The sequence below is a fragment of the Bradyrhizobium sp. WSM1253 genome (assembly GCF_000244935.1).
Classification (GTDB): domain Bacteria; phylum Pseudomonadota; class Alphaproteobacteria; order Rhizobiales; family Xanthobacteraceae; genus Bradyrhizobium; species Bradyrhizobium canariense.
Window position 1 is genome coordinate 7,680,017 of the sequence record NZ_JH600073.1, and the last position, 21,022, is coordinate 7,701,038.

The window sequence follows — 21,022 nt, forward strand, 5'->3', positions numbered from 1 at the left end:
GATGCGCGCCGAATTGCCGACCAACTTGCCCCAGTGGGAAGAAGCGCTGACGCGGCGTTTCCTGACGGCAGCGGGCGAGGGCGTCGGTCCGATCAGGTCCTTCGATATCAGTCCCGAAACGCTTGCGATGGCGGCAGGATCGGACGCCTTCGCGGGAGCTCAAGCGGTTTCGTCGTTCAAAAAAGCGCTGCTGACGAACAAGTGGACGCTCTACTCCGCCCTGGAGGATGGAAGCTTCAATAGAAAGCTTGCTCCCGATTGCCCCGGCTGCTTCGCTTACCTCGCGCTGACGATTTTTGTCGACAGCCAGCGGGACGGCGATGGCGCCTCCGACCAGTTCAGGCCGAAGCTCGCCTCGTTCCTCGGCGTAGACAGATCCTTCTCGAAGCTGGCAGGCATCGCGACCATGTGGAGGTCGTTGCGGGACTGGCTCTTGCGCCAGGCGAAGGCAGGGAAGCCGTTCCGCAGGCTCGTCCTGCCCGATGACGACGGCTGGAACCAGATCGGCCACACCGTGCGGCTGTCGTTTCCCTCCCGGCGTGACCGCACGTTCCTCGGACATTTTTTCGACCAGCATGCGGGAATTGCGTCCGACGAAAAAACGCTGCTCGCGACGCTGCGCAACCTTGTCGACCGGTCGAACGCGTCGAAAGGCCTGCATGACGCCTTCGACGAATTCTATGCCGCTTATCAGAGCGAGCAGCGCGCGCTCGCCGAACACCGGTTCTGGAAGTTCGTGCTGTCGGTCGCCGAGGCGCGAAACGTCGAGATGTCGTCGGATGTCGCGCTTGAGGTTTACCCCGACGAAGACGGGCTCCTTCACTTCAAGATCGACGTCGCCAACAAATCGGACCGCGCGAGCGTGCACTCCACACTGCAGTCTGCCGTCGCGGCAGTCGGCAGGCTTGGCCCCTCGAACCTGCGAAAGGTGACGGAGGCGGGATACATCGTCTTCAAGCGCGTCGGCACGTCCCGTTGGTCCGCAGTGCCTCGATTTTCCGATTGTCGCGGCGAGGTCAAGGTCGGGCTGAGCAACCGACTGACGGCGGCGGTCGGCACGAAGCTCGGAAGGCTTCGGCTCAGCGGCGACTGGAGTCTGACAAACGATCCGGTCTCGATTGCGCGGGCCGAGGACGCGTTGCGCCGGCTGCTCGCGAAGGGAGAACCCACGCTGACCATCTCCGGCGTGACGGTGACGGGTGGCGTCCGGACGGACCACCATTGGCTCGGGCGACGGTCGGTTCTTCCCAGGATCGAGACCGATCTCGGATTGCCGACGATCGTCGCCGAGGGGGACAATCACGCCCCGGCTCTTGGCTGCAAGGAGATCGAGCCGAACCTGTACGCGATCAGGTCGCGACGTCCGGTGGCCGGGGTATTCGAACTCAGGAGCTCCGCGAGCACCGGGGCGAGGCTTCATTTCGTCGCCGATGCGTTCGTCCGCGACGGACAGAGGCCGGCCAACCTAGTCGACGCGCCGGAGTGGAACGATACCGTTAGGATGCTTTCGCGGACGGCCGAGCCTCCGCAGGGTTGGGATGCCGTCCCGGAGGCGCTGGACGACCTTCTCGAAGCGATCTACGCAGGCGGGCGCCGGGGCTGGAGTGAGGCCGATCTGATCCCGCTGCTGGAGAGGGTCCTTCCCGGAGAGATCAGCCCTTGGGACTTCCTACGCAGCCTGCAGGATGCGACCGTGCTGACGCCACTTCTGAGAGCGCGTCACCGCGGACGTACGTGGATATTGGGCCACGTCGCGCTGGTGCCGCTGCGGTCGCGCGCTCAGGATCTCATATTGGTCGACGGGTCCGTTCCCGCGCTTCAGCGCCGCGACTTCGAGCAAGCAGTCAAGGCGCTTGGCGGGAGCGCGTTCAGGCGACTGGCGTTGCCATGGAGCGTTCCTTTGACGGGCGCCACGGGCGTGGCGATTGAGAAGCTGCAGGAACGGCTCGGATGGTTGACAAAATCGCCTACGATACCGGGACGCCGCGCTGCGGCATTCGACGATGACCCGCAGCGCCGATTGGAAGCCTACCGGCGGGAATACGTCTGGTCGTGGGACGCGGGGCGCTTCACGTTCGACGGTTCCCCGTCGCGCGTTTGCCTCACCCGTTGGATTCATCTGGGTGAGCGCGATCACGACGTCTACGTCGTTTCCGGGGCCGGCCCGGAGCGGATGTTCGTGTCGCGATGCAGCGCGATCGCCGAGGCGCACATGCAGGCGGGCAGGGCGATGTATCGATTTGAGGCGGATCGTCTGGTTCGGATAGGCCGTGACGGCTTCCTGCCCGATCGCATCGCACATTGGCTTCGATATGAAAACTTGGCCAACCCGCAACTTCTGCCGTCCGGTGGTTACGGGTATCAGGCGAGTCGAGATCAGGCGACGACCGTCGCGAGGCTGCTGCCTCGCGCGATAGAGGCTGGCGTGACGCTTCGCGCTTCCTGGGACGCCGTCGCGTCCGCGCGGCGCAGCGGGTTTGCCGAACGATTGGTCTTCACCGGCGGGCGCATTGTTTCAGGCAGGGCGCCTCTCGACGCGACGCAGCGGAGCAACTCATGAGTGCGATCAATACATTCGTAATCGGTCAATGCACGCGCGTGAAAGACTCAGTTTTCATGAAGGCGCGCGCCCAGTCCGTCGACGGCGTGATGCGGGACCTGACCCATACATCGCAAACGGAGTTCCCGCCGGAGGGCGAGATCGAGCTTCGCGGCGCGCGCGCTTTTCTGAAGCAGGACGATTGGGCAATCGCGAAGCCCGTTCTGGACGGGCCGCCTCGGCGCCAGCGCTGGGTTTCGCCGACTGCCAAGAAACTGCTCCCTTTCGAGGATCTCAGCGGCCTGTCCGGATCGGAAGCGGCGCGCAGGCTTCTGGTCGAAACCGGGCTGCAGGACACCTACGTCGGCGAAAAGGTTTGTCGCATCGGCCTCGACGAAATGATCGTTGTCAAAATGGCTAAATCCGAGGACGGCAGGAGCCGCGCGACGGCGGCCGACATGGCGCGGCTGCCCGTATTCAGCTTCGACGCCACGAAGATCCTTGCCATCCCCACGCCGGGCGGCTCGATCTCGCTGATGGAAAAGAACCATCAGTCCCCCGAGATTAAGCTCGCGAACTGGACGAGCGATGCGAAATACGTCGAGCAGATTGTTCGGGCGGCGCTGGCGGGCGAAGATGACGAACAGAAGGCAAGAGCGGCGATGGCCGCGACGCTTCTCGCGCACGCAGGCAGGCTTGAGGGCCTGCTTTCCGGCGCAGGCGAGCCGGATCTGAACATAGCCCAAGAAATTTCACGGTCACGGCGCCTCGGCGAGATCGTGACGTCGCGACCGGCGCTGGTCACGGACTTCATGCAGGCGCTGCGGCGCGACCCGGCCATTGCAGCGCGCATCGAGCAGGAGATCGCGCGGCTGACAGCAGACGCCGTCGAGGCGAAGCGTGCTGCGCTCACCGCAGAATTGACGACTTCCATGGAGGCGGAGTTCGCCACGGTGAGGCGTGCACGCGGCGAGAAACTCAAGGCGGAGCTGGACGACCTCGAAACGTCGAGCCTGCAGGATCTTCAGGCGAAGTTGGACGCCGAGGAGAATGCGGCCCTATCGGCAATCGAGGTCAGGAAGTCGGGTCTCGAGAAGGCCGTCGAAGAACTGCAGAAGTCGCGTGACGCGCTGAAAGAAAGCAATCGCGCCAAGGCCGGCGAAATCGAGGCGCTTGACGCCGACATCACGCGGCTTTCGTTGGAGGCCGTCGACCGGAAAGCCGACGTCGATCGCCTGCTTGGCATGGAGCAGGTGCTGCAAGACGCCGGCGACCGCGCCAAGACTTCCCAGGCAAGCCCGCTGATGCCGCTCGCGAACCCGTCGCCTTCTGCAAGCCCGCTGCCAATCGGCGAGATCTCCGATTGGCTGAAGGCCTCCCAATTGCTCACCGAAGCGGGCCGACGGGGCGTGGCGCGGGTGGCCACCCTTGTCCTGAGCGGCGGCGTGCCGATCATCGAAGGTCCTGAGGCGGACGACGTGCTCGACGTTCTGTCGTCGATGCTGGCCGGCGGCGCCATCACCACGCTCGACTGCGACCCGACGATTATCAGCTACGACGATCTGTGGCGCCGCCCCGGGCACGGCGAGCCGACGGCGCTTGGGCTGGCTTTGGCCGACGTGCAGGACAGATCCATCGTCCGACTTTGCGCGATCCGCCGCGCCGACCTCGCGCCCTCGCAGTTCTGGATCGATACGTTGGCGCGCGCAGGCAAGCAACGGTCCCTGCCGAGAGAATTCCTGCTGTGCGTCACGCGCGGCGGCGAAGGGGACGGCGAGGCGACGAGCTCTCCATCGACGTTCCGCGCTGAGGGGTGGATCGAACGCACAGCGGGCGTCGCAGCCTTGGCGTCGATCGGCAACGACACGTTGCAGCGCGTCGTCGAATTATCGAGCGTCGGATCGGACCCCGCTGCGGCCTTGGCGTTGATCGGCTCCGCTCGGTTGCCAATCACCGACGCCCGCTGGCTGGCCACGTTCGCTCCGACGGCGAAAGCGGTTCTGAAGGGCGAGGCGGGCGGGTTCTCGAAGGAAGTCCTTGATTCTATCTCTGGAGACGCGAAGCCGAACCTAAAGCTGATCGACAACGGAGGACCGTCGCGTGCTTGATCCGATCGGCGGCTTCGAACGCATCAAGGACTTCTTCATTTCGTACGTCGAGACGGCGTTCCGCATCTCGAACGAGGAGACGGCGAACGGCCGCCGCGAACTCTTGGAAACCGACGGCGCTCTCGCGACTGCCCCGTTCATCGAGCCTGTGCTGCGATACCAGCAGTACAAGGACCCGCTGGAGAAGCTCGTTTCCGACGCGCGGTTGAGCCACTTGTCGGAAGACGGCCGGAGCGCCTTTGTCGAGCTGGCGCTTTCCGGACTGTTCGACGGTGAGCCGGCCCAAGGATCGATCAAGCGGAAGTCGGCTTACAACCCGTACACCCATCAAGTCGAGATGCTGTTTCGCGGCGCGCGCCGCGGAAAGCCCGGCATCGTCACGTCGGGCACCGGCTCCGGCAAGACCGAAAGCTTCATGCTGCCAGTGCTCGCGGCGCTTGCGAACGAGGCCGTGAACTGGCCCGCCCCGCGCACCGGATTCCTGCAGGACAACTGGTGGGCCGGTGGCGACCCGTTCGTCCATATGCGCCGCCATGAGGATCCGGGCCGCCCGAAGGCGTTGAGGGCAATCATCCTCTATCCGATGAACGCGCTGGTTGACGACCAGATGGTCCGGCTCCGCAGAACGCTGGACTCGGAAGAGGCGCGCGCAGTCATGGACGAGCGCTTCTCCGGCAACCGGATATTCTTCGGACAGTACACGAGCTCGACGCCGGTCACGGGATACGAAATCCATCCCCGCCGGTCCAAGGACAAGGGCGAGCGGTCCCGGAGAACCCGCCGCGGCAACGTTCTTCGCGAGGAGATGCGGAGGTTCGAAAGCGACCAGGACGCGGCGCGCCAGCACGACGCAGCGGCGCGCCAGGCTGCGGCCGCCGCCGGTGAGAAGGCCGAGCCGACGAGGTTCATTTTCCCGTCGGTCGATGGCGGCGAGATGGTCAGCCGTTGGGACATGCACCGCGCGCCACCGGACATCCTCGTCACCAACGCATCGATGCTCGGGACCATGCTGTCGCGCGAGGTGGAGGACAAGGTCTTCGAATCCACGCGGGATTGGCTGGCGAGTGATCCGGAATCCTATCTGTTTCTCATCATCGATGAATTGCATCTTGTCCGCGGCTCGGCCGGCACCGAAGTGTCTTTCCTGATCAAGTCGCTACTGCAGCGCCTGGGGCTCGACAAGCCCGAGTTGATCCACAAGCTGCGGATACTAGCATCGAGCGCGTCGCTTCCTCTCGACGGCGAGAACGAAGAGCACAGCCTGCGATATCTGCGCGATCTATTCGCGCCCTACGGGACGAGCGAAGGACCGAACGATCCCGGCACCAAAAAGCTGGATTTCTGGCGCGATTGCGTCGTGCCGGGGACGCCCCATCTTGATCGGGTCGCACTGAGCAAACTCCCGACCGAACCGTTCACCGACTTAGTAGCGGCGGCAGATCCGAAGGGGGAAGGGCTCGTTCGCGACGTGCCGAAATCGAAGCCCGTCGAACTCGCGCTCGGGAAAATCGCCGTCGCCTTCGGACTGAATCCGCAGGACGCCGCCTTCGTCCAAAGCCTTTCGCGTCGAGCGGCCGAGGTGCTGACGACCGCCTGCTTCGACGGCGAGAACGTGAGGGCTACCTCTATCGATAGGCTCGCCCAGGTCATCTTCGGTAGCGCCGACGCTACCCGAGCGCTGAGGGGCTTGATGCTCGCCCGCGCGCTTCCGGAAAGCGCAGGCCACAAGGCGTCCACGCCGCAGGGGCTGCCTTCGTTCCGCTTCCATGGCTTCATCCGGAACGTCGAGGGTCTTTTCGGCTCGGTCGACGTCGGCAATGACGGCATCAGAATCGGCGATCTTACCATCGAGCGCGGCACCTCCCATGGAAAACGCACGGGCGATTCCGCACGCGGACGGCGGCTCTTCGAGCTCCTGTACTGCGAGGCCTGCGGGGAGATCCTGCTCGGCGGGCAGCGCGGATCCGGTGCTGGCACTACCAACGTGACCGAGCTTCTGCCATCGGCAGCGGACCTCGAGGGGATTCCGGAAAAAGCCGGGTCGGAATATTACGACAAGATGACCTGGCAGCAGTTCGCCGTCTTCTGGCCCAGGTCGGCCGCGCCCCGCATGTCAGAGCGCAACTACGACCGATGGACGAAGTCCTCGCTCGATCCAACCACCGGCGCCGTCACCGAGCGCGACGAGGTGCCCGCAGGCCACATCGGCGGCCACCTATACTTTCAGACGGACGATGCGATACAAAACCAAAGGGGACAGCAAGTGCGCCTAAGGATGGCGCAACCGTTCTGCTGCCCGAAGTGCGGGACGGACTATTCGTTCCGGCCGCGGACAGGCCGGGCGAGCTCCCCGATCCGCGCGTTCCGCACCGGCGTCGGCAAGGCGTCCCAGATGGTCGCGACCGAGCTCTTCGAACTGCTGCATGCCATCGGCGCGCAGGCCAAGAGCATCGTCTTTTCAGACAGCCGGCAAGACGCTGCGAACCAATCGCTGGAGATCGAAAGACTCCATCTAAGGGACCTCCGCCGCGAAATCCTCGTCACCGCGGCGAGGGAATGCCTCGCGGATGCGCAGGCGAGGCACCTCAGCCAGGAAGAGCGGGCGCGAATACTTGCCGGCTTGGGTGGCGACATGAACGCCGTCGTTGCGCAGGTCACCGCTTGGAACAAGATGGACGGCGAGTTGAAGGGAATCGACATCGAATCGAAGAAGATCCGTCTCGACTACCTTCTTCAATACGGCAGCAGTGGCCGCGCGCTGTCCCGGATCACCTCCGAGTTCGTCGGCCTCGGCATCCATCCTTACGACGAAGTGGGGCGAGCCAAGTTCGACGACAAACCCTGGTGGGACGCATTCGTCCGGACGCAAGGCGTGAACCAATTCTCTCCGCAGTTGCCGGCAGACCGGCAGCTAGACCTCGAGCGCCGGATCATGACCAACCAGTACGAACTGGTCGAGGACGTGATCTTCGCCAACACGTTCTTCGCCCTCGAGGAAACGGGGTTGGCCTATCCGTCACTCTCGGCCGACGCGACCGACGAAATCCGCAAGCTGGATGCTTGGCTGCGCGTGTTCGCCAGCGCGTCAAGAGTGAGAGAGGGCAAGTATTTCGACCGCAATAACTTCGTGACGTGGGACCGGCCCCAGGCGGTGCCGAGAAACAACCGGGTGCGCAGGTTCGCCGACAAGGCGTTCGGGGCGGGCGTGGACAACGGCTTGAAAGGCGTTCTCGATGCGCTCGCGGTGATTGGTCACAACGGGGGCGTGGTCGAGGTGGGCAAACTGCACCTGCGCGTCGCCGAGGCGGGCGATCATTATTGGCGGTGCGAGTCCTGCGAGCGCGTCCATCTGCACCGCGGCGAGCAAATCTGCACCCGCTGCTACAATCCACTGCCCGACAACCCGACCGGCGTCGTCGAGGAGCTTTGGAGCCGGAATTTCCTCGGACGGCGCATCGTCCGCGGGCACGATCAGGGTATCAAGCGCTTCCGCCTCAAATGCGAGGAATTGAGCGGACAGACCGAGGACTTCTCGGATCGGCTACGCCGGTTCAAGGACATCTTCGTCGGCCAGACGAACGAAGTCGGTCGCCTCGCCGAAGAGATCGACATGCTCTCCGTGACGACCACCATGGAAGTCGGCATCGACATCGGCTCGCTGCAGACAGTGTACCAAGCCAACATGCCGCCTCAGCGGTTCAACTATCAACAGCGCGTCGGACGGGCCGGGCGCCGCGGCCAGGCGTTCTCGTTCGTGGCGACCTTCTGCAGAGGCCGCAGCCATGACGCCTTCTACTTCCGTCATCCGGAGTCCATCACCGGAGACGCGCCGCCGCCGCCGTTCCTCGCGGTCGACCACGATCCGATACCCCTTAGGCTTCTCCGGAAGGTGTGGCTGCGCTCCGCCTTCGCCGTCGTGCGGGACAAATGCATAGGGCGCGGGGACATCTATCCTGGCGACGACCTCATGCCGCCTGACGTGCACGGGGAATATGTGCCGACCGGCGATTTCTACGACACAGGATCGCCGTGGCCCGACCGGTTGCTTGCGGCCCTGAAGCAGACGCAAAGCGTGCGCGACGCGTTCGTCGCCTCGGCCGTTCTGGACGAGGAGCAACAAGCGCGTCTGCTCGCGGCGTCCGCTCCCGAAATGCTGCTCGGAGAGATCATGGAAAGGCGGGACGCGGCGCCCCGCGACAACGCCGGGCTGGCCCAGTTCCTGGCCGAGCAAGGCCTCCTGCCGATGTACGGAATGCCCACGCGCGTGCGCAACATGTACCTCGGCATGGACCGGACGGGACGCGGCTCGGATGAGGAGTTGTCTTGGCTCTCCATGGACCGCGACCTCGAGATGGCCATCTTCGAATTCGCGCCAGGCAGTCTGCTCGTCAAGGACAAGGAGAAGCACAAGGCGATCGGCTTCACGGGAAGGCTCCTGGATCCCGAGCGGCGCGGCAAGAACATTCTGGTGCAGCCACCGATGTCCAATTGGATCAGCGAATACGGCTTCGTCGGGTGGTGCGACGCCTGTGGCGCGGCCAAGCATGAGCGCGAACGGCCGGGCGGCGGCGTTCGATGCGACGACTGCCGTGCGGACATGCAGGCCGCGGAATTCCGGCACTACATCTCGCCCGCGGCGTTCAGAACCGATTTCCGTCCCGAGGACGGCGACTTGGACGAGGTCGGCGTGATGTCGACCCGTACCGTTGCAACGGTGGCGCGAGAGGGCAAGGCGGAAGACGTCGGAAGCATTCGGATCCATGCGGGTGCCGGGACCACGATCATGCAGCTGAACGATGGCCGCCCGGACGATCTCGGCGAGCAGCAACTGTTCGAAGTCGAAATGATGACCGACCAGGACGTCGCGACGTTCCCTCGGGGCGTCCAATTGGCCGATCAAGCCATCGACACCGAGGTGTCCATTAAGGACAAGGCGAAACGGTTTCAGCGCACGGGCGACGGTATCGGTAAGTTCGGCCTGTTCGCCCGGAAGGCGACGGACGCCGTCTTCGTCGAAGCGATCCGATTCAACGAGCGGCTGAACATCGACCTCGTGGCTAAAAGCGGCGAACGCACACACATCGCTGCCCGTGCCGCCGCAATCAGCGCCACCCATCTGCTGGTGCAGAAGGCGGCGCTCGAGCTCGACGTCGCGCCCGACGAGTTCGAGGCGCTCGAGCCGCGCCTGCGGCATGACCGGCCCATGCTGCAGATCGCCGACACGCTTATCAACGGCTCCGGACTGTGCCGCCGGCTATGCCAGCCGGGCACCGACGGACGTCCCGACATCGCCCGCCTCATCGAGGAGATTCTGACGGCGTACGACAAGTGGCCTCTTCTCGACTTCGTGGACGAGGAGCACGAAAGCAAATGCTCGACTTCGTGCTACATGTGCATCCAGCAGTACCAGAACAGGCGCTACCACCCGTTGCTGGATTGGCGGCTCGGGCTTGCATACTTGCGGTCTATGATCGACCCATCGTTCCAGTGCGGCCTCGACGGCGACTTCGATTCCTTCCCGGAGTTGAGGGGGTGGCTCGCAAAAGCGCACGCCCTCGCCGAGGAGGTGGCTTCGATGCGGCCGAGGTTCTGGCGGACGGAGCGGGTAGGGTCGATGGGACTGCCGTGCCTTGTCGAGACGGACGGGCAGCAGCGAGTGAGCCGGAAGCTGGTCGTCATTCATCCGCTGTGGCGGGCCGATGGTACGCTTCTTAGCGACCTTGGCGCATCGAACCAGGGCGCGCGCACGATACCGATCGACACCTTCGATCTCGAGAGGCGACCGCTTCGCGCGCTCGAGGTGGCGGGGGATAGGGCCCTGGCACCGGTTTTCAGGGTGACCGCGGCCGACTAGCGCCGGGAGGCGTAGCGAACAGGCGCCGCAAGGTTCTGTCCAACTTTGCGGGGTCCTTGGCCTGGCACTCCCAAATTACGGCACATCGCCATCCGGCTTTTCTCAGGCGCCTTAGGGTCGCCTTGTCACGCAGCGCATTGCGCTGGAGCTTCTTCGCCCAATAATCGACGTTCGTCTTCGGCAGTCGGGCCCGTTGGCAATGATGCCGGTGCCAGAAGCATCCGTGGACGAAGAGGGCTGTTTTCCACCGTCGGAAAACGAGATCGGGTTTACCGGCAAGTTCGGCTTCATGAAGCCGAAAACGCAGTCCTAGCTTGTGCGCGGCGCGCCTCACGTTGAGTTCGGGCGTGGTGTTCCTCGACCCGACTTGCGCCATGGTCCACGAACGATGGGAAGGATACCTCTCCCGCGGCCGGCTCAGCGCCTCCGCGCAGAGCGGCTTGCCAGTTGTCGGCCGCTTTGCGCGTGTTCGCGGTGGTCTAAGGCGGACTGCCATGCCCGTCTGTATAACGAGCGGCAAAGGCGCTTTCGAGACCGATTGGCTATATCGTCTAGGCCAGCGGCCGAAGCCAGATGCTACTTGCCTAGGACGCGAACGGATCACGCGGGAAGCAGTCAAGAAAGTCTATCAGCATGTCAGCTCGCTCAAGGACATTGCGTTCCTAGCGCAGCGCGTTGCGCTGGCAGAGCCGTTCCGACGTCAGTATGGGAGCGAACAGTGGGATGGTTCGAATGCGCTACCCATCCTGATCCCCTCGGACCCCAGCACGACGAGCGCGGGCTGAAGGCTTACGGGAGGATCCAGCCTTGGGGCGATCTTAAATTTCAGCGCCGCTGAAATAACCCGCACTCTCTCGTCGGAGGAAACGGGGGCCTGGGGCGGCTTTGCGGTCTCGCGCGGATGAAGAGCCATCCCCAGGTTATCCCGGCGCACCGGAACCGTGCCTTCCCGGTCGTCGTTCGGGGGCAGGACCAGCAGCGAAAAAAGCTTAGCTTCCCATTTGATTTGCGATCGCAAAATGCGGGCTTTGACCGGCAGATGGCCCCCTCAGACGCCTCGAGTTGGGGGCCTGTGAGCGCCACAGCAGAAAACGTACGCCTAGGTTCAGGGGGGCCGCGGTGCCGCCGGTGGGGAACGGCACGATGCGAATCTGGCGTCGTCCGCCTGGGCGGCGATGGGACGTAGCGAAAGGGGCCACAACATCGCGGCAGGGCGCCGCGGCGCCCCTTGTCCACGACCACTTCCGAGGGGGCCCTGGACCATGTCGCCCAGATCGCACGGTAGGAAACCGTGCGATCTGGGCTGTAGAAAAATTAGCTTCCCAATGCCGGTCCCGAAGCCGGCGGCTTGCACACCGAAGTATGCAGGCGGCCCCGTTCCGATCCACGACGCGCAAACGAGGCGCCGAGCGGCTCTACTAGCGTTCGCAATCAGTCTGCCGTTGGCGGCGAAAAGCGAATTCGGCTGAAGGAGATGAACTGTGCCCGTCGCCGCAAAGCAGACGCGGACTCACAGTTCGAGTGCCTCTAAAACAGTGGACTCACAATTCGTGGGTCTGAGACTCGGAATAGGTGAATAGGACTGCCTGATTTCGCTGGATATTCCGACTGCTTGAGAATTCGGAGTGCGAAAAACGCGCATTTTAGAGCTCGCTGGCGAGTTTTCTCAGGTATTCTGAGTCTGTGCGGACCTTCAGTCCGTGCGGGCAACGCCGCAAACCGGTGTTTGGTCCCTTCGAAAGGCGGCTCAACTGATCAAGAGCGTAGCTTCTTGACCAGCATGTCCCCGATCTTTTCGACGCGCTCAAGCCCCCGTGTCCGACCTCAATACATATGGAATGCCGTCGCCGCGAAAGACGGAGACGTGAAGCCCTTCGGGCGCCGGTAACTGGCCTACGACGACAAGCACGAAGGCCAGCATGGCGTGGAGCGATCTGCGCACGGTATCGTCGAGGCTGGAGACGTCGGGATGGGAGGGGCTCGGGATCCTTTCGGGATGGGTGTGCCAATCTCCGACGAAATGAAGACCGCGACCGAAGCGGTCGTCGATCTCGCGCTGCTCGGCACGCCTGTCCGGGATGTACGACGTTCTGGTTCGTCGATCAGTCCGTCCCGGGCCGGTCGCCTCTACGACTTCGATCCTCGAGCCGTGGAAACGACCGAACAGTTGGCCGCCGGCCTCGCGCTGCCAGAAGCGCAGTTGTCTGTTCTTCGAGAAGGTTTCGACGACCGGATCCGTGAACACCAGCGTCTGACCAGAAAGTCCGACGGGGTACGCGATCATTCGGCCGCCTCGGCGGCGGTCATAACCGCGGCGGAACCATCCGCCCACGGAAGTTGGGTCACGAATCCTCCTTCGTCGCGGAAGCCTACGGTGGATCGCCAACGTGGGTCCCAGTCGCCGCCTGCCGCTCTCAACGGTTCGGACCGACCGATCCAGAGACCGTGCGTAGATGCCGTCACCGGGCAATCGAGAGCGCGAAGAACCACCTCAGCAATCATGCCGACAGTGAAGGACAATTCGACGGCCCCGTAGGGCTGGAAGACCGCGCCGCACGCCGGTTCACGCAGCGTCGTGGGTCCGGACCACTCCGTCACCTGCAGATGGGGCTTGCCGCAGGCGTCGAAGCCTTCCCGGAACCTCCGGCCGTTCTTGGCGATCGCGACCGCATGTCCGGCGGCCGCATGGGCTTCGGTCCAGCCGTAGACCACCGGCCCCTCGAGCTTAGAGCCGACGTGCCAGACGTCGAGGAATGCTTCGGTGGCCCACGAACCGGTCGCCGAGACGACGAGATCGCAATCGGCGAGGGGATCGGGCCCGTCCATGATGACGCTCTCGATGTCGCGCGCGATCGCATCTACGGAGGCAACGTGAGGGAAGTCGCTCCGGATCTTCCGGGCAAGCCCGATGCATTTGTGCGTTCCGACGTAGGGAGCGCCCAGCGGATGCCGGCCGACGTTCGCCCAGGCGAGTCGTTCCGGATCGATGAGCACGAAACGGCCGATACCCGACTGGGCGAGCAGAACGGCGATGGCGGCGCCGACCGAGCCGCATCCGATGATTGCAACCTTCGCGCCACGGAAACGATCGAATCTCGGGTTCACACCTCGTCCGTGAATCCAGGACGCATCGGCCCGATCGACGCTCGCGCGCTTGATTGGGCTACCGCCGAAATAGCGCCCGAGTGCGATCTGGGCCGGCACCATTTTGTTCCTGAAGCCGTCACCGAGGGTCGACCGCCCGCGCCGGGTGGGATGGGGGACCCAAGTCGAGGCGAGGGCGGGCCCGGCGGGCGTGTCGATCCCCAGCAGCAGGGTGGCGCCGCTGGCATCCTGCGTCACCAGTTCGCAGAGCTGCTCGTCGGTAAATCCGGCTTCCGCAGCGAGTCGGCGAACAGTGGCGCCGCTGTTAGGGAAGGCCGCGGGCAGCGGTGGCGGATCCAGCCAGATGAGCGCTCCCGACTGGGTCTTGATGTCGACCGAGCCGAAGCGGTTCTTCAACCACGCTGCGATCGCCTCGTCATCGTCCGCGACGAGCACAAACCGCTTGCCGCGCCAGACCCGCACCAACCTCGACGGGCCGTTCGGCGGCAACAGGCTGTAGATCGGAACGCCCTCGTCGTTCGAAGCCTGGCCCCAATAGGAGAGAAATTCGTCGACGAAGTCGCCGCCCCGTTCGCCGCGCTCGCACTCGCCGATGAGCCGACAGGCGGACGCGATGCGGTCGGCCACCACGGCGCCGGGCCGCTCGACATCGAATCCCTCGCCATCGAGACAAAGGACGCTGTCCCTCTCGAAATGGGCCCACTTCAGGAACATCGACGGGCCGACGAAGGCCACCCAAGGAAGGGCGAAGGGGAACTGCCTGGGCACGATGACGTCGAGGCGCCGGTCTCCTTCCGGCGTCGGTATCGTCAGCCGCCATCCGGCCGCCGGCCGCCGGGCCGCGTACTTGCCGAGAGCCCGCCGATCGAGTCGCTCGAAGCCGCCCAGCCTCCGCCGGATGCGGTCCTCGACCATGAGGAGCGCATCCTCGAAGGAGGGAGGCCGCGACACACGATCAGGCATACCGGCCGCCACCATCCTTCCGGACGGCCGCCTCCGGCTCCCGTCCGGAGAACAGCCCCGCGAGCGCAGGGGCCGCGACGCTGCTCGAGGCCTTGCTGACCGGCTTGTAGCAGTCGCTGAAGAACTCAGTGGCGTATACCTTGTCCCAGCACTTCAGCGCCTTCTGACTGTCGCAGTCGCTGTCGAAGAGCGGTGCGAGGTTCGCCAAGGCCTCGTCCAGCTTCTCGCGCAGGAATTTGGCCTTGGGATCCTCGTTGCCCTTGGTGATGGTGTCGCCCGGTGTCACGGGGTGCTGCACCACCAGATTCCACTTCAGACGGTCGCGGATGGCCTTCATGGTGTCGTGCAGCGCCTTGTCCTCGCGATCGGCGACGCCATGAAAGCACTCGGTGACGAGCTTGGTGATGCCGAAGCCGCTCAGGATCTGGGCCTTCCAGCTCGACCGGCTTCTGGCGTACTTCTTGATCTCGCGCACGACGCGCCGAAGCTGACGGCCGTTTTCGGTGTCCGGGCTCTGCGCGTCGTTTTCCTTGTCGAACCACGCGGTCACGTCTCGCGCATCCGACCGCTTCCAGTCGGTGCTGGCGAGCTCGTAGAAGTGAGACTCGTTGCCGAAGGCGTCCTTGGCCGTGACCCGGCGGTAGACGGGCAGGTCGACGTGGTATCCCGCCTTATAGTAGACGCGCACGCAGTTGTTGCGTACTTCCGGCGGCGTCTTGAAGCCCCCATCGTCGACGGCGTCGCGCACCATCTGACGCGCCTGAAGAGCGATCATCTCGGCGCCGCGCTCGCCCACCAGATCCTCTTTGGCGAAATAGACGCCGTCGTCGATATCGTAGTCGTTGTCGGGATGCTGCGTCATCGTCCTCATGGCGTAGCTGCCCTGCGACTTGAACTGGAGCGGCGCAGGCTTCTTGGCCTCGGACAGGCCTTTGGTCAAACGCTCACGGTTGGCGTCTCGCCGCTTCCTCATCGCGGTGCGCTCCGCGCCCGGGAGCGTCACCTCGTCGTCGTGGTATGCGAGAACGTCGTCGGAACAATCGTACATGGTCACCTCGATAGGCTGGCGGCCGCGGCATCGATATCCCTCGATCGCCGAGCGGCCGGCGGCTCTTCAAGGGGAGGGGCGGTTTCGAACAGCGAGCAGATCAGCTCGGCCTCCGGATCGGTGTCGCGGTAGGCGCATTTGCTGTTCGTCATGTCGGCGTCGGTCCGCGCCTGGGTGATCAGCGCGTTCATCGCCTCCTCGCGCGTGTCGTCGAGCGAGAGGTAGGGCACCAGCGTCGCCGGCACCTTGTCGTGCGGGAAGCGCACGATGCTGCACTTGCGGTTGACGTGCTTGGTCAGTTTTCGCGCCATGTGGTCGAATGCGAACTCTTGCGCGTCGACGGACAGGCTCGCGGCGTTTCCGCCGAACTTCCATTCCGGGAGGCCGCGGTGCCGGTCGCCTCTCGGTATTTGCTCGCCCTGCGGCACGGGGCACGTTCCGAGCGAGAATATCTGGATCTCGCGACCGGCCTCGGCCACGTCGAGGGCTTCGATCAGGCCCAGGAGGACCGGATTGTTGGCCCACAGTCCGCCGTCGGCGAACACGTTGAACGGGTTGCCGTCGCCGCCGTCCGGCTGATCGATGGCGGCCAGCGAGCGATAGAGCGGTGCGGCCGAGGACGCGAGGCAGACGTCGGCAAGGCGGTAGTTGTCGTCGCGATGGTTGGTGGCGGCGAAATGGGGCGTCTTGAAAACCCATGCTCGATGCTGGCTCATCTCCACGGCGGAAAACGCCAGCGCGATGCCGCGCCGTTCGTAGACCTCGGCTATGGTCTCCTCGCCGATGGTGCCGACGAGCGCGCCGAGCAGCTCGGCCTCCCCGGCCTCGAGAGCCCTTTTCCGCAGAAGCAGGTCCGGAGCTACGCTGACCAGGCTTGAGGGGAGTTTTTTCGAGAAGATTTTCGGACCGTGCTTGCGATAGAGGGCGACAACCTCTGAAAGCGGCCTGCCGACGGCGAGGGCACAGCCGATGATCGCGCCGGTGCTGGTGCCGACGATCAGGTCGAACCCCTTGCCTATATCCAGAGAATCGAGCTTCCTGCGCCGCGCGAACGCCGTCGCGACGCGATCGAGGTAAGTCGCCGTGTACGTGCCGCGCATGCCGCCGCCGTCCAGGCTCAGGACGCGGAAAGGGCGACCATCGGTCATGCGCCCTCCGACCGGTCCTTGGGACCGCTGAATTGGCGCGCCGGCGCGCGCGAGTTTTCGTTCGCGACCCGCATAAGGCCCCCCAAGGCCGAAACCGCTGCCCGTATTTCGGGCACATATCCCAGTCAGGTGGGATGGGTCCCCCAATTCTTCAAGATGTTGATAGTCGAAATTTTTGAGCCGCTAGATATTGACACCCAACGAATCGCACGCGCTTCATAGACAACTTCAACCTGCAGTAGGCCGATTTTGCCATGAGCGATGAGGTATCGGTTGAGAATCCGCCCCTAAGGGGGCGCAATATCTTGATTTTCTCCGATGGCACGGGCCAGGCTGGCGGCCTGCGTCCGGACGAAAATCGGTCCAACATCTACAAGCTGTACCGCGCGAGCCGCTGCGGCCCCGACACGGACATCGACCCTGCGGACCAGTTGGCGTTCTACGATGCCGGTCTTGGCTCCCAGCCGCCCGGAGGCGCAATCTTTGCCACGCGGGCCTACCGATGGCTCCACAATGTCGCGAGCCAGGCGACCGGGCTCGGGATCACGACGAACATCGTCGATTGCTACGCAGCCATCATCCGCATGTGGAGGCCCGGAGACCGGATCTTCCTGTTCGGCTTCAGTCGAGGCGCCTACACGGTGAGATGCCTGGCGGCGGTGATCGGGCTCTGCGGCGTGCCGACCAGGATGCCCTATGGGTCGCCGCTGCGTCGCGAAGAGTGGAGGTGGGCTGCAGTCGCGTTTGCCACGGAAGCCAGCGTCTACCGTGCTGTGGCGATCGCGGCCAGCGGCTCGACGATTGTCTCTAGGCAGACTCAAAATGGCTGAAAACAGACTCTGATTAAGAGAGAAGCTTCAGCAACCAAGGGCCATACGCCGAGCGCACGAAGTTCGCATAAGGCTTCTTATGCGAATTTCGGATCAGCTAAAACTTTTAAACGATAGCCATTCCAGTTCGACATCTGGAGCAACGGAATGGCCACGCTGGAAAACGGGACGAAGAATCCTTCGCGATCACGCGGACTGTCGGCCGAATCAGACCGTAGTCCAGCAATGCGGCCAGCCCCGAGGGGTTCCTGACCTCGGGCGAAGCTTACCGCGAGTGAGGGCGCTGCCGCCGCGGTCAAGCGTGCCTGTGAGCCGCTGATGCTGTCGCCCGGTGGACGATCCCGCCGTGCCTGGCCGTCGCCGTCCTGCTGCGCCTCTCGGCGCTCCTGGTCCGCGAGCTGAAGGCGATGATCCCGGAGGGCTTTTCACTGACGGCTCCGCATGCGCCGGCGCCGGATTTGGATCGAGAGATCAAGCGGCTGCTCGACGGCGAACGCTAGTCGACCTGCCATCATTGGATCTGCCGAGGGCTCCGAGATGTAAGAAAGCCGGGGCACAAATCGATTCATGCCCCGGCTTTCTTACATTCGGCGCCCGGCCGACGAGCAGGGAACTCACCCTTAGCTTCCCATTCGATGCATCAGCTTGCAGGCTAGTTGCGAGTCTATCGCACCGTATCTCACCGTATCTCACCGCGTCGCACCGTGCGCTGAATCGGAAGCGTCACCGGTGATGCTGTCACCAGTGATGGGCAAATTGACGACGCCCCACGTTACTCACGCCCTAAGGACGCGAATGACTCCGCTGTTTCTCCACTTTCGCCGCAATCCCATTCGCAGCCAGCCAAGCCCGACCGGCGGCGGAAATCCGCCAGTCGAATTTGTCGATAGGCTCGACGAGCGCGAGCCTGGTCAGCGTGTTGGCGGCACGCGCGTGAACTGACACCTCGGAATCGAGTTCGTCGCCTGGGCCCGGCGGCCTGACCAGAATGAACGGATAATCGCTACGGTAGCGCCTGAGCACGGCGCCGCGGGCGATCGAGACCAGGAGGTGCAAGGGCCCGGGCGTCAGGCGAGGGGTCAAGCAGCGACCTCGGCAGCTTCGCGCATCCGGCGCTCGCCGAACACCCACCACGTCCGGCCGCCGCCCCGCTTGGTGCCGTCGACCAGGTGGTTGCGGAAGCGATAGACCGTGTCCGGCGTCGATAACTCGGGCGAGACCACGTCGTTGAGCGTGTCGGCGGATTCTGCGTGCCGCGGCGTAAATCCTGCGCGTCCACCCCAGCCCGTTCCGGTCAGCCGGTAGGTGCCGCAACTGGTCAGCAGGCGGTACGGCGCATCGAGCGGTAGCGGCATCGGGTCGAGCATGGCCATGAAGACCGGGTCGTGCATGCAGTCCATGCCGGTCTTTCCCATCGGCTTGTAGCGCTCGATGAGACCTTCGAAAAATTCGTCCGGCGGTCTGCAGCCCGGAGTGATGTAGACCGACAGGCGCTCGCCGCGGTCGTCTACCGTCGGCGGCAGCGGATCACTCGGCTGCCAGTTCGACTTGGCGGCGATACTCTCGATCGACTCCCGCTGGCCCTTCGACAAGCTGCCGCGATTATAGAGATCCATCGCTACGGAGATCAGGAATCCCTGCGTGCCGATCTGGATCGGACGGCTCTGCAGGAAGCGGACGGCGAGCGCGTTGCGCGGGTCCAACGTATAGCTGTTGATCTTCATCCTACTCCTCCATCACCAGGGAATGTCGTCGGCCGTCAGCGTGGGCTGGGTCGGCTTTGCCTGGGGCCGCATCTGCTGCCGCGGCGGGGGAGCCGGCGGCTTGAGGGCCGCGATCACCGGCTTGGCTGCGGCAGCGACGACGGGCGCGCGCGGCAGCGACGTCGGAGCCGCGGGCCTCGGCGGGGGCGCCGGCCGAGGCGGGACGACGGGTGCGGGGAGCGGTGTCGCCCTCGGTCCGTCGCGCCACGACTGCGCTGTCGCCGGCGCGACCGGAGCGGGGGACGCGGGAGCAGGGGCCGCTGGCGTCTTGGGTTTTGGCGCCGGGCGGGGCGGCATGGATCCGAAATGCACTACGCTGCCTCCCGTCCGGGCATGCTGACCTCGAGCAGACGATCGACCAGATCATCGTGCTCGACGATCTCCGCCAGCTCGATCTCAGCGAGGCGCTCGCGGCTGGCGAGCTGGAACGCCGCCACGTCGGCGGCGGCGGCATCGGCCTTGGCTTTCAGAGCGTCGGCGCGGTCGCGCAGCTTGGCGAGGACGAGGTCTTCGATGTACTCCGCCGCCTCCGCTTCGGCGTAGTCGAGCATTCGCAGCTCGCCGGGCCTCAGCCCGAACAGCTTTTCGCCGCGATCCAGTCCCCGCGGCCCGAAGGCCTTGCGCAGTGCCGCTTCGATCCGTTCTCGAAATTTGCTCACAGCAGGTCTCCTCCGGTGGCCGGGGTCTTCCACGCGTTGGCGGCGTCACGCCGTCCGACGGACCTCCCATCGAGCCACGTCATGATCAGGTCGGGGATCAGCGCCTCGGGAAATCCAATCATCCGCACGAACAACATCTTGTCGTTGGAGTCGCGCACCGAGAACCATCCGCGACCCGTCGTGCCGCGCAGGGGCCGGACCACGTAGTCAGATCCGAGCACCGTGATGACCTTCTCGGTCTTCACGAGGTTACACCCGACGTCGCCGGGATCGCGCCGGGAGTCGAGATCGATGATTTCGGCCATCATGCGCACTCCAGATATTCGCGGGACCTCTTGCAGGTGGGGCAGACGCGGTTCTCGAAGCCCTCGCTCCAAAAATCGCGACCGCACTGGCGGATGCAGCGCCGCATCTTGGCGTTGACGCCGCGCTTCGTGAACGCGAGACCCATCCGGGAGGCTTGGCACGCGACGTTGCTGTAGCTGCGGCCGAGCGCGCGGGCGATGGCGGCGACGTCCGGCATGTTGCCCTCGAGATACAGCGCGGCCAGCCGCTCCTTGTCGCGCGCGGTCCAGGGCCTCTGCATGCTTCCGCTCGCGGGTGGGGCGACCGGGCGCCACGAGAACAGGTCCGGCTGCATCTCAAGCTGCATCGCGCGTGCCTCCACGCTTGGCCTTGGCCGCGAACGCGACGACGCGGTTGCGGAGCTGCGTGAGCATGACGCCGCGCTCCGCGGCCGCGTCGCGCTCGATGAGGTCGACGAGCCGGTTGTCGATGTCGATGGCGCTGCGCTTGCCGTCGCCGCGCAGCATCGCCCAGAGCGTCATGCGCGAGATGCCGAGCGCTGCCGCCAGGCGCGCGCGCCAGTTGGCGCCGTAAACTCCGACGCCGGTCATCGTCAGCAGGTCGGGAAGGGTCGGGTTCCTATTCACTCTCGGGCACTCCGATCGTCCACCACTCATGGACAACATACGTAAATCAGCCGCATACGTCAATCCGGTCCGA

15 protein-coding genes are annotated in these 21,022 nt (G+C 64.6%); 4 read left to right on the plus strand and 11 right to left on the minus strand.

Annotated elements, in window-relative coordinates; genetic code table 11:
- Position 1: 1 nt before the first annotated feature.
- The 3 genes from BRA1253DRAFT_RS37120 to BRA1253DRAFT_RS37130 are packed head-to-tail and all read left to right on the plus strand — an operon-like array spanning position 2 to position 10,501.
- Positions 2 to 2,560 (plus strand): hypothetical protein, encoded by a 2,559-nt coding sequence (locus BRA1253DRAFT_RS37120; protein WP_007602819.1) that lies wholly within the window; start codon positions 2 to 4, stop codon positions 2,558 to 2,560.
- The gene (locus tag BRA1253DRAFT_RS37125; RefSeq protein WP_007602822.1) at positions 2,557 to 4,647 is read left to right on the plus strand and encodes a hypothetical protein; all 2,091 of its coding nucleotides are present in this window, start codon (positions 2,557 to 2,559) and stop codon (positions 4,645 to 4,647) included. Before BRA1253DRAFT_RS37120 ends, BRA1253DRAFT_RS37125 begins: the two co-directional genes overlap by 4 nt.
- A complete protein-coding gene (locus BRA1253DRAFT_RS37130) occupies positions 4,640 to 10,501 on the plus strand; it encodes a DEAD/DEAH box helicase (RefSeq protein WP_007602824.1) in 5,862 nt (1,953 codons plus the stop codon). The genes BRA1253DRAFT_RS37125 and BRA1253DRAFT_RS37130 overlap by 8 nt, the downstream gene beginning before the upstream one ends.
- Here the strand turns inward: BRA1253DRAFT_RS37130 and BRA1253DRAFT_RS42475 are convergent.
- The 5 genes from BRA1253DRAFT_RS42475 to BRA1253DRAFT_RS37155 form a co-directional block, all read right to left on the minus strand.
- Positions 10,479 to 10,997: a very short patch repair endonuclease gene (locus BRA1253DRAFT_RS42475; protein ID WP_007602826.1), complete on the minus strand. Its 519-nt coding sequence runs from the start codon at positions 10,995 to 10,997 to the stop codon at positions 10,479 to 10,481. The genes BRA1253DRAFT_RS37130 and BRA1253DRAFT_RS42475 overlap by 23 nt on opposite strands.
- Before the next feature lie 1,308 nt (positions 10,998 to 12,305).
- Entirely contained in the window at positions 12,306 to 12,785 is a 480-nt protein-coding gene (locus tag BRA1253DRAFT_RS37140; RefSeq protein ID WP_007602830.1) for a Mov34/MPN/PAD-1 family protein, read from the minus strand.
- Positions 12,782 to 14,521: a ThiF family adenylyltransferase gene (locus tag BRA1253DRAFT_RS40640; RefSeq protein WP_007602831.1), complete on the minus strand. Its 1,740-nt coding sequence runs from the start codon at positions 14,519 to 14,521 to the stop codon at positions 12,782 to 12,784. The genes BRA1253DRAFT_RS37140 and BRA1253DRAFT_RS40640 overlap by 4 nt, the downstream gene beginning before the upstream one ends.
- Positions 14,522 to 14,561: 40 nt before the next feature.
- Complete coding sequence (locus tag BRA1253DRAFT_RS37150) at positions 14,562 to 15,617, minus strand: cyclic GMP-AMP synthase DncV-like nucleotidyltransferase (RefSeq protein ID WP_007602833.1); 1,056 nt, start codon at positions 15,615 to 15,617, stop codon at positions 14,562 to 14,564.
- Between the two features lie 2 nt (positions 15,618 to 15,619).
- Entirely contained in the window at positions 15,620 to 16,765 is a 1,146-nt protein-coding gene (locus tag BRA1253DRAFT_RS37155) for a patatin-like phospholipase family protein (RefSeq protein ID WP_007602835.1), read from the minus strand.
- A 254-nt stretch (positions 16,766 to 17,019) separates the two neighbouring features.
- Here BRA1253DRAFT_RS37155 and BRA1253DRAFT_RS37160 point away from each other — a divergent pair, with 254 nt between their 5' ends.
- Entirely contained in the window at positions 17,020 to 17,595 is a 576-nt protein-coding gene (locus tag BRA1253DRAFT_RS37160) for a DUF2235 domain-containing protein (RefSeq protein ID WP_007602846.1), read from the plus strand.
- A gap of 783 nt (positions 17,596 to 18,378) precedes the next feature.
- On the opposite strand, the gene BRA1253DRAFT_RS37165 is transcribed toward BRA1253DRAFT_RS37160, so the two are convergent.
- The 6 genes from BRA1253DRAFT_RS37165 to BRA1253DRAFT_RS37195 form a co-directional block, all read right to left on the minus strand.
- Positions 18,379 to 18,678, minus strand: a complete 300-nt coding sequence (locus tag BRA1253DRAFT_RS37165; RefSeq protein ID WP_007602847.1) for a hypothetical protein — start codon at positions 18,676 to 18,678, stop codon at positions 18,379 to 18,381.
- On the minus strand, positions 18,675 to 19,319 hold the full coding sequence (locus BRA1253DRAFT_RS43110) for a hypothetical protein (protein WP_007602848.1): 645 nt from the start codon (positions 19,317 to 19,319) through the stop codon (positions 18,675 to 18,677). The genes BRA1253DRAFT_RS37165 and BRA1253DRAFT_RS43110 overlap by 4 nt, the downstream gene beginning before the upstream one ends.
- A gap of 350 nt (positions 19,320 to 19,669) precedes the next feature.
- Positions 19,670 to 20,017 carry a hypothetical protein gene (locus BRA1253DRAFT_RS37180; RefSeq protein ID WP_007602855.1) on the minus strand — a complete coding sequence of 116 codons (348 nt, stop codon included), beginning with the start codon at positions 20,015 to 20,017 and terminating at the stop codon, positions 19,670 to 19,672.
- A complete protein-coding gene (locus BRA1253DRAFT_RS37185) occupies positions 20,014 to 20,325 on the minus strand; it encodes a hypothetical protein (protein WP_007602857.1) in 312 nt (103 codons plus the stop codon). Before BRA1253DRAFT_RS37185 ends, BRA1253DRAFT_RS37180 begins: the two co-directional genes overlap by 4 nt.
- A complete protein-coding gene (locus tag BRA1253DRAFT_RS37190) occupies positions 20,322 to 20,669 on the minus strand; it encodes a hypothetical protein (protein WP_007602859.1) in 348 nt (115 codons plus the stop codon). Before BRA1253DRAFT_RS37190 ends, BRA1253DRAFT_RS37185 begins: the two co-directional genes overlap by 4 nt.
- Positions 20,659 to 20,949: a hypothetical protein gene (locus BRA1253DRAFT_RS37195; RefSeq protein ID WP_007602861.1), complete on the minus strand. Its 291-nt coding sequence runs from the start codon at positions 20,947 to 20,949 to the stop codon at positions 20,659 to 20,661. Before BRA1253DRAFT_RS37195 ends, BRA1253DRAFT_RS37190 begins: the two co-directional genes overlap by 11 nt.
- Positions 20,950 to 21,022 lie beyond the last annotated feature (73 nt).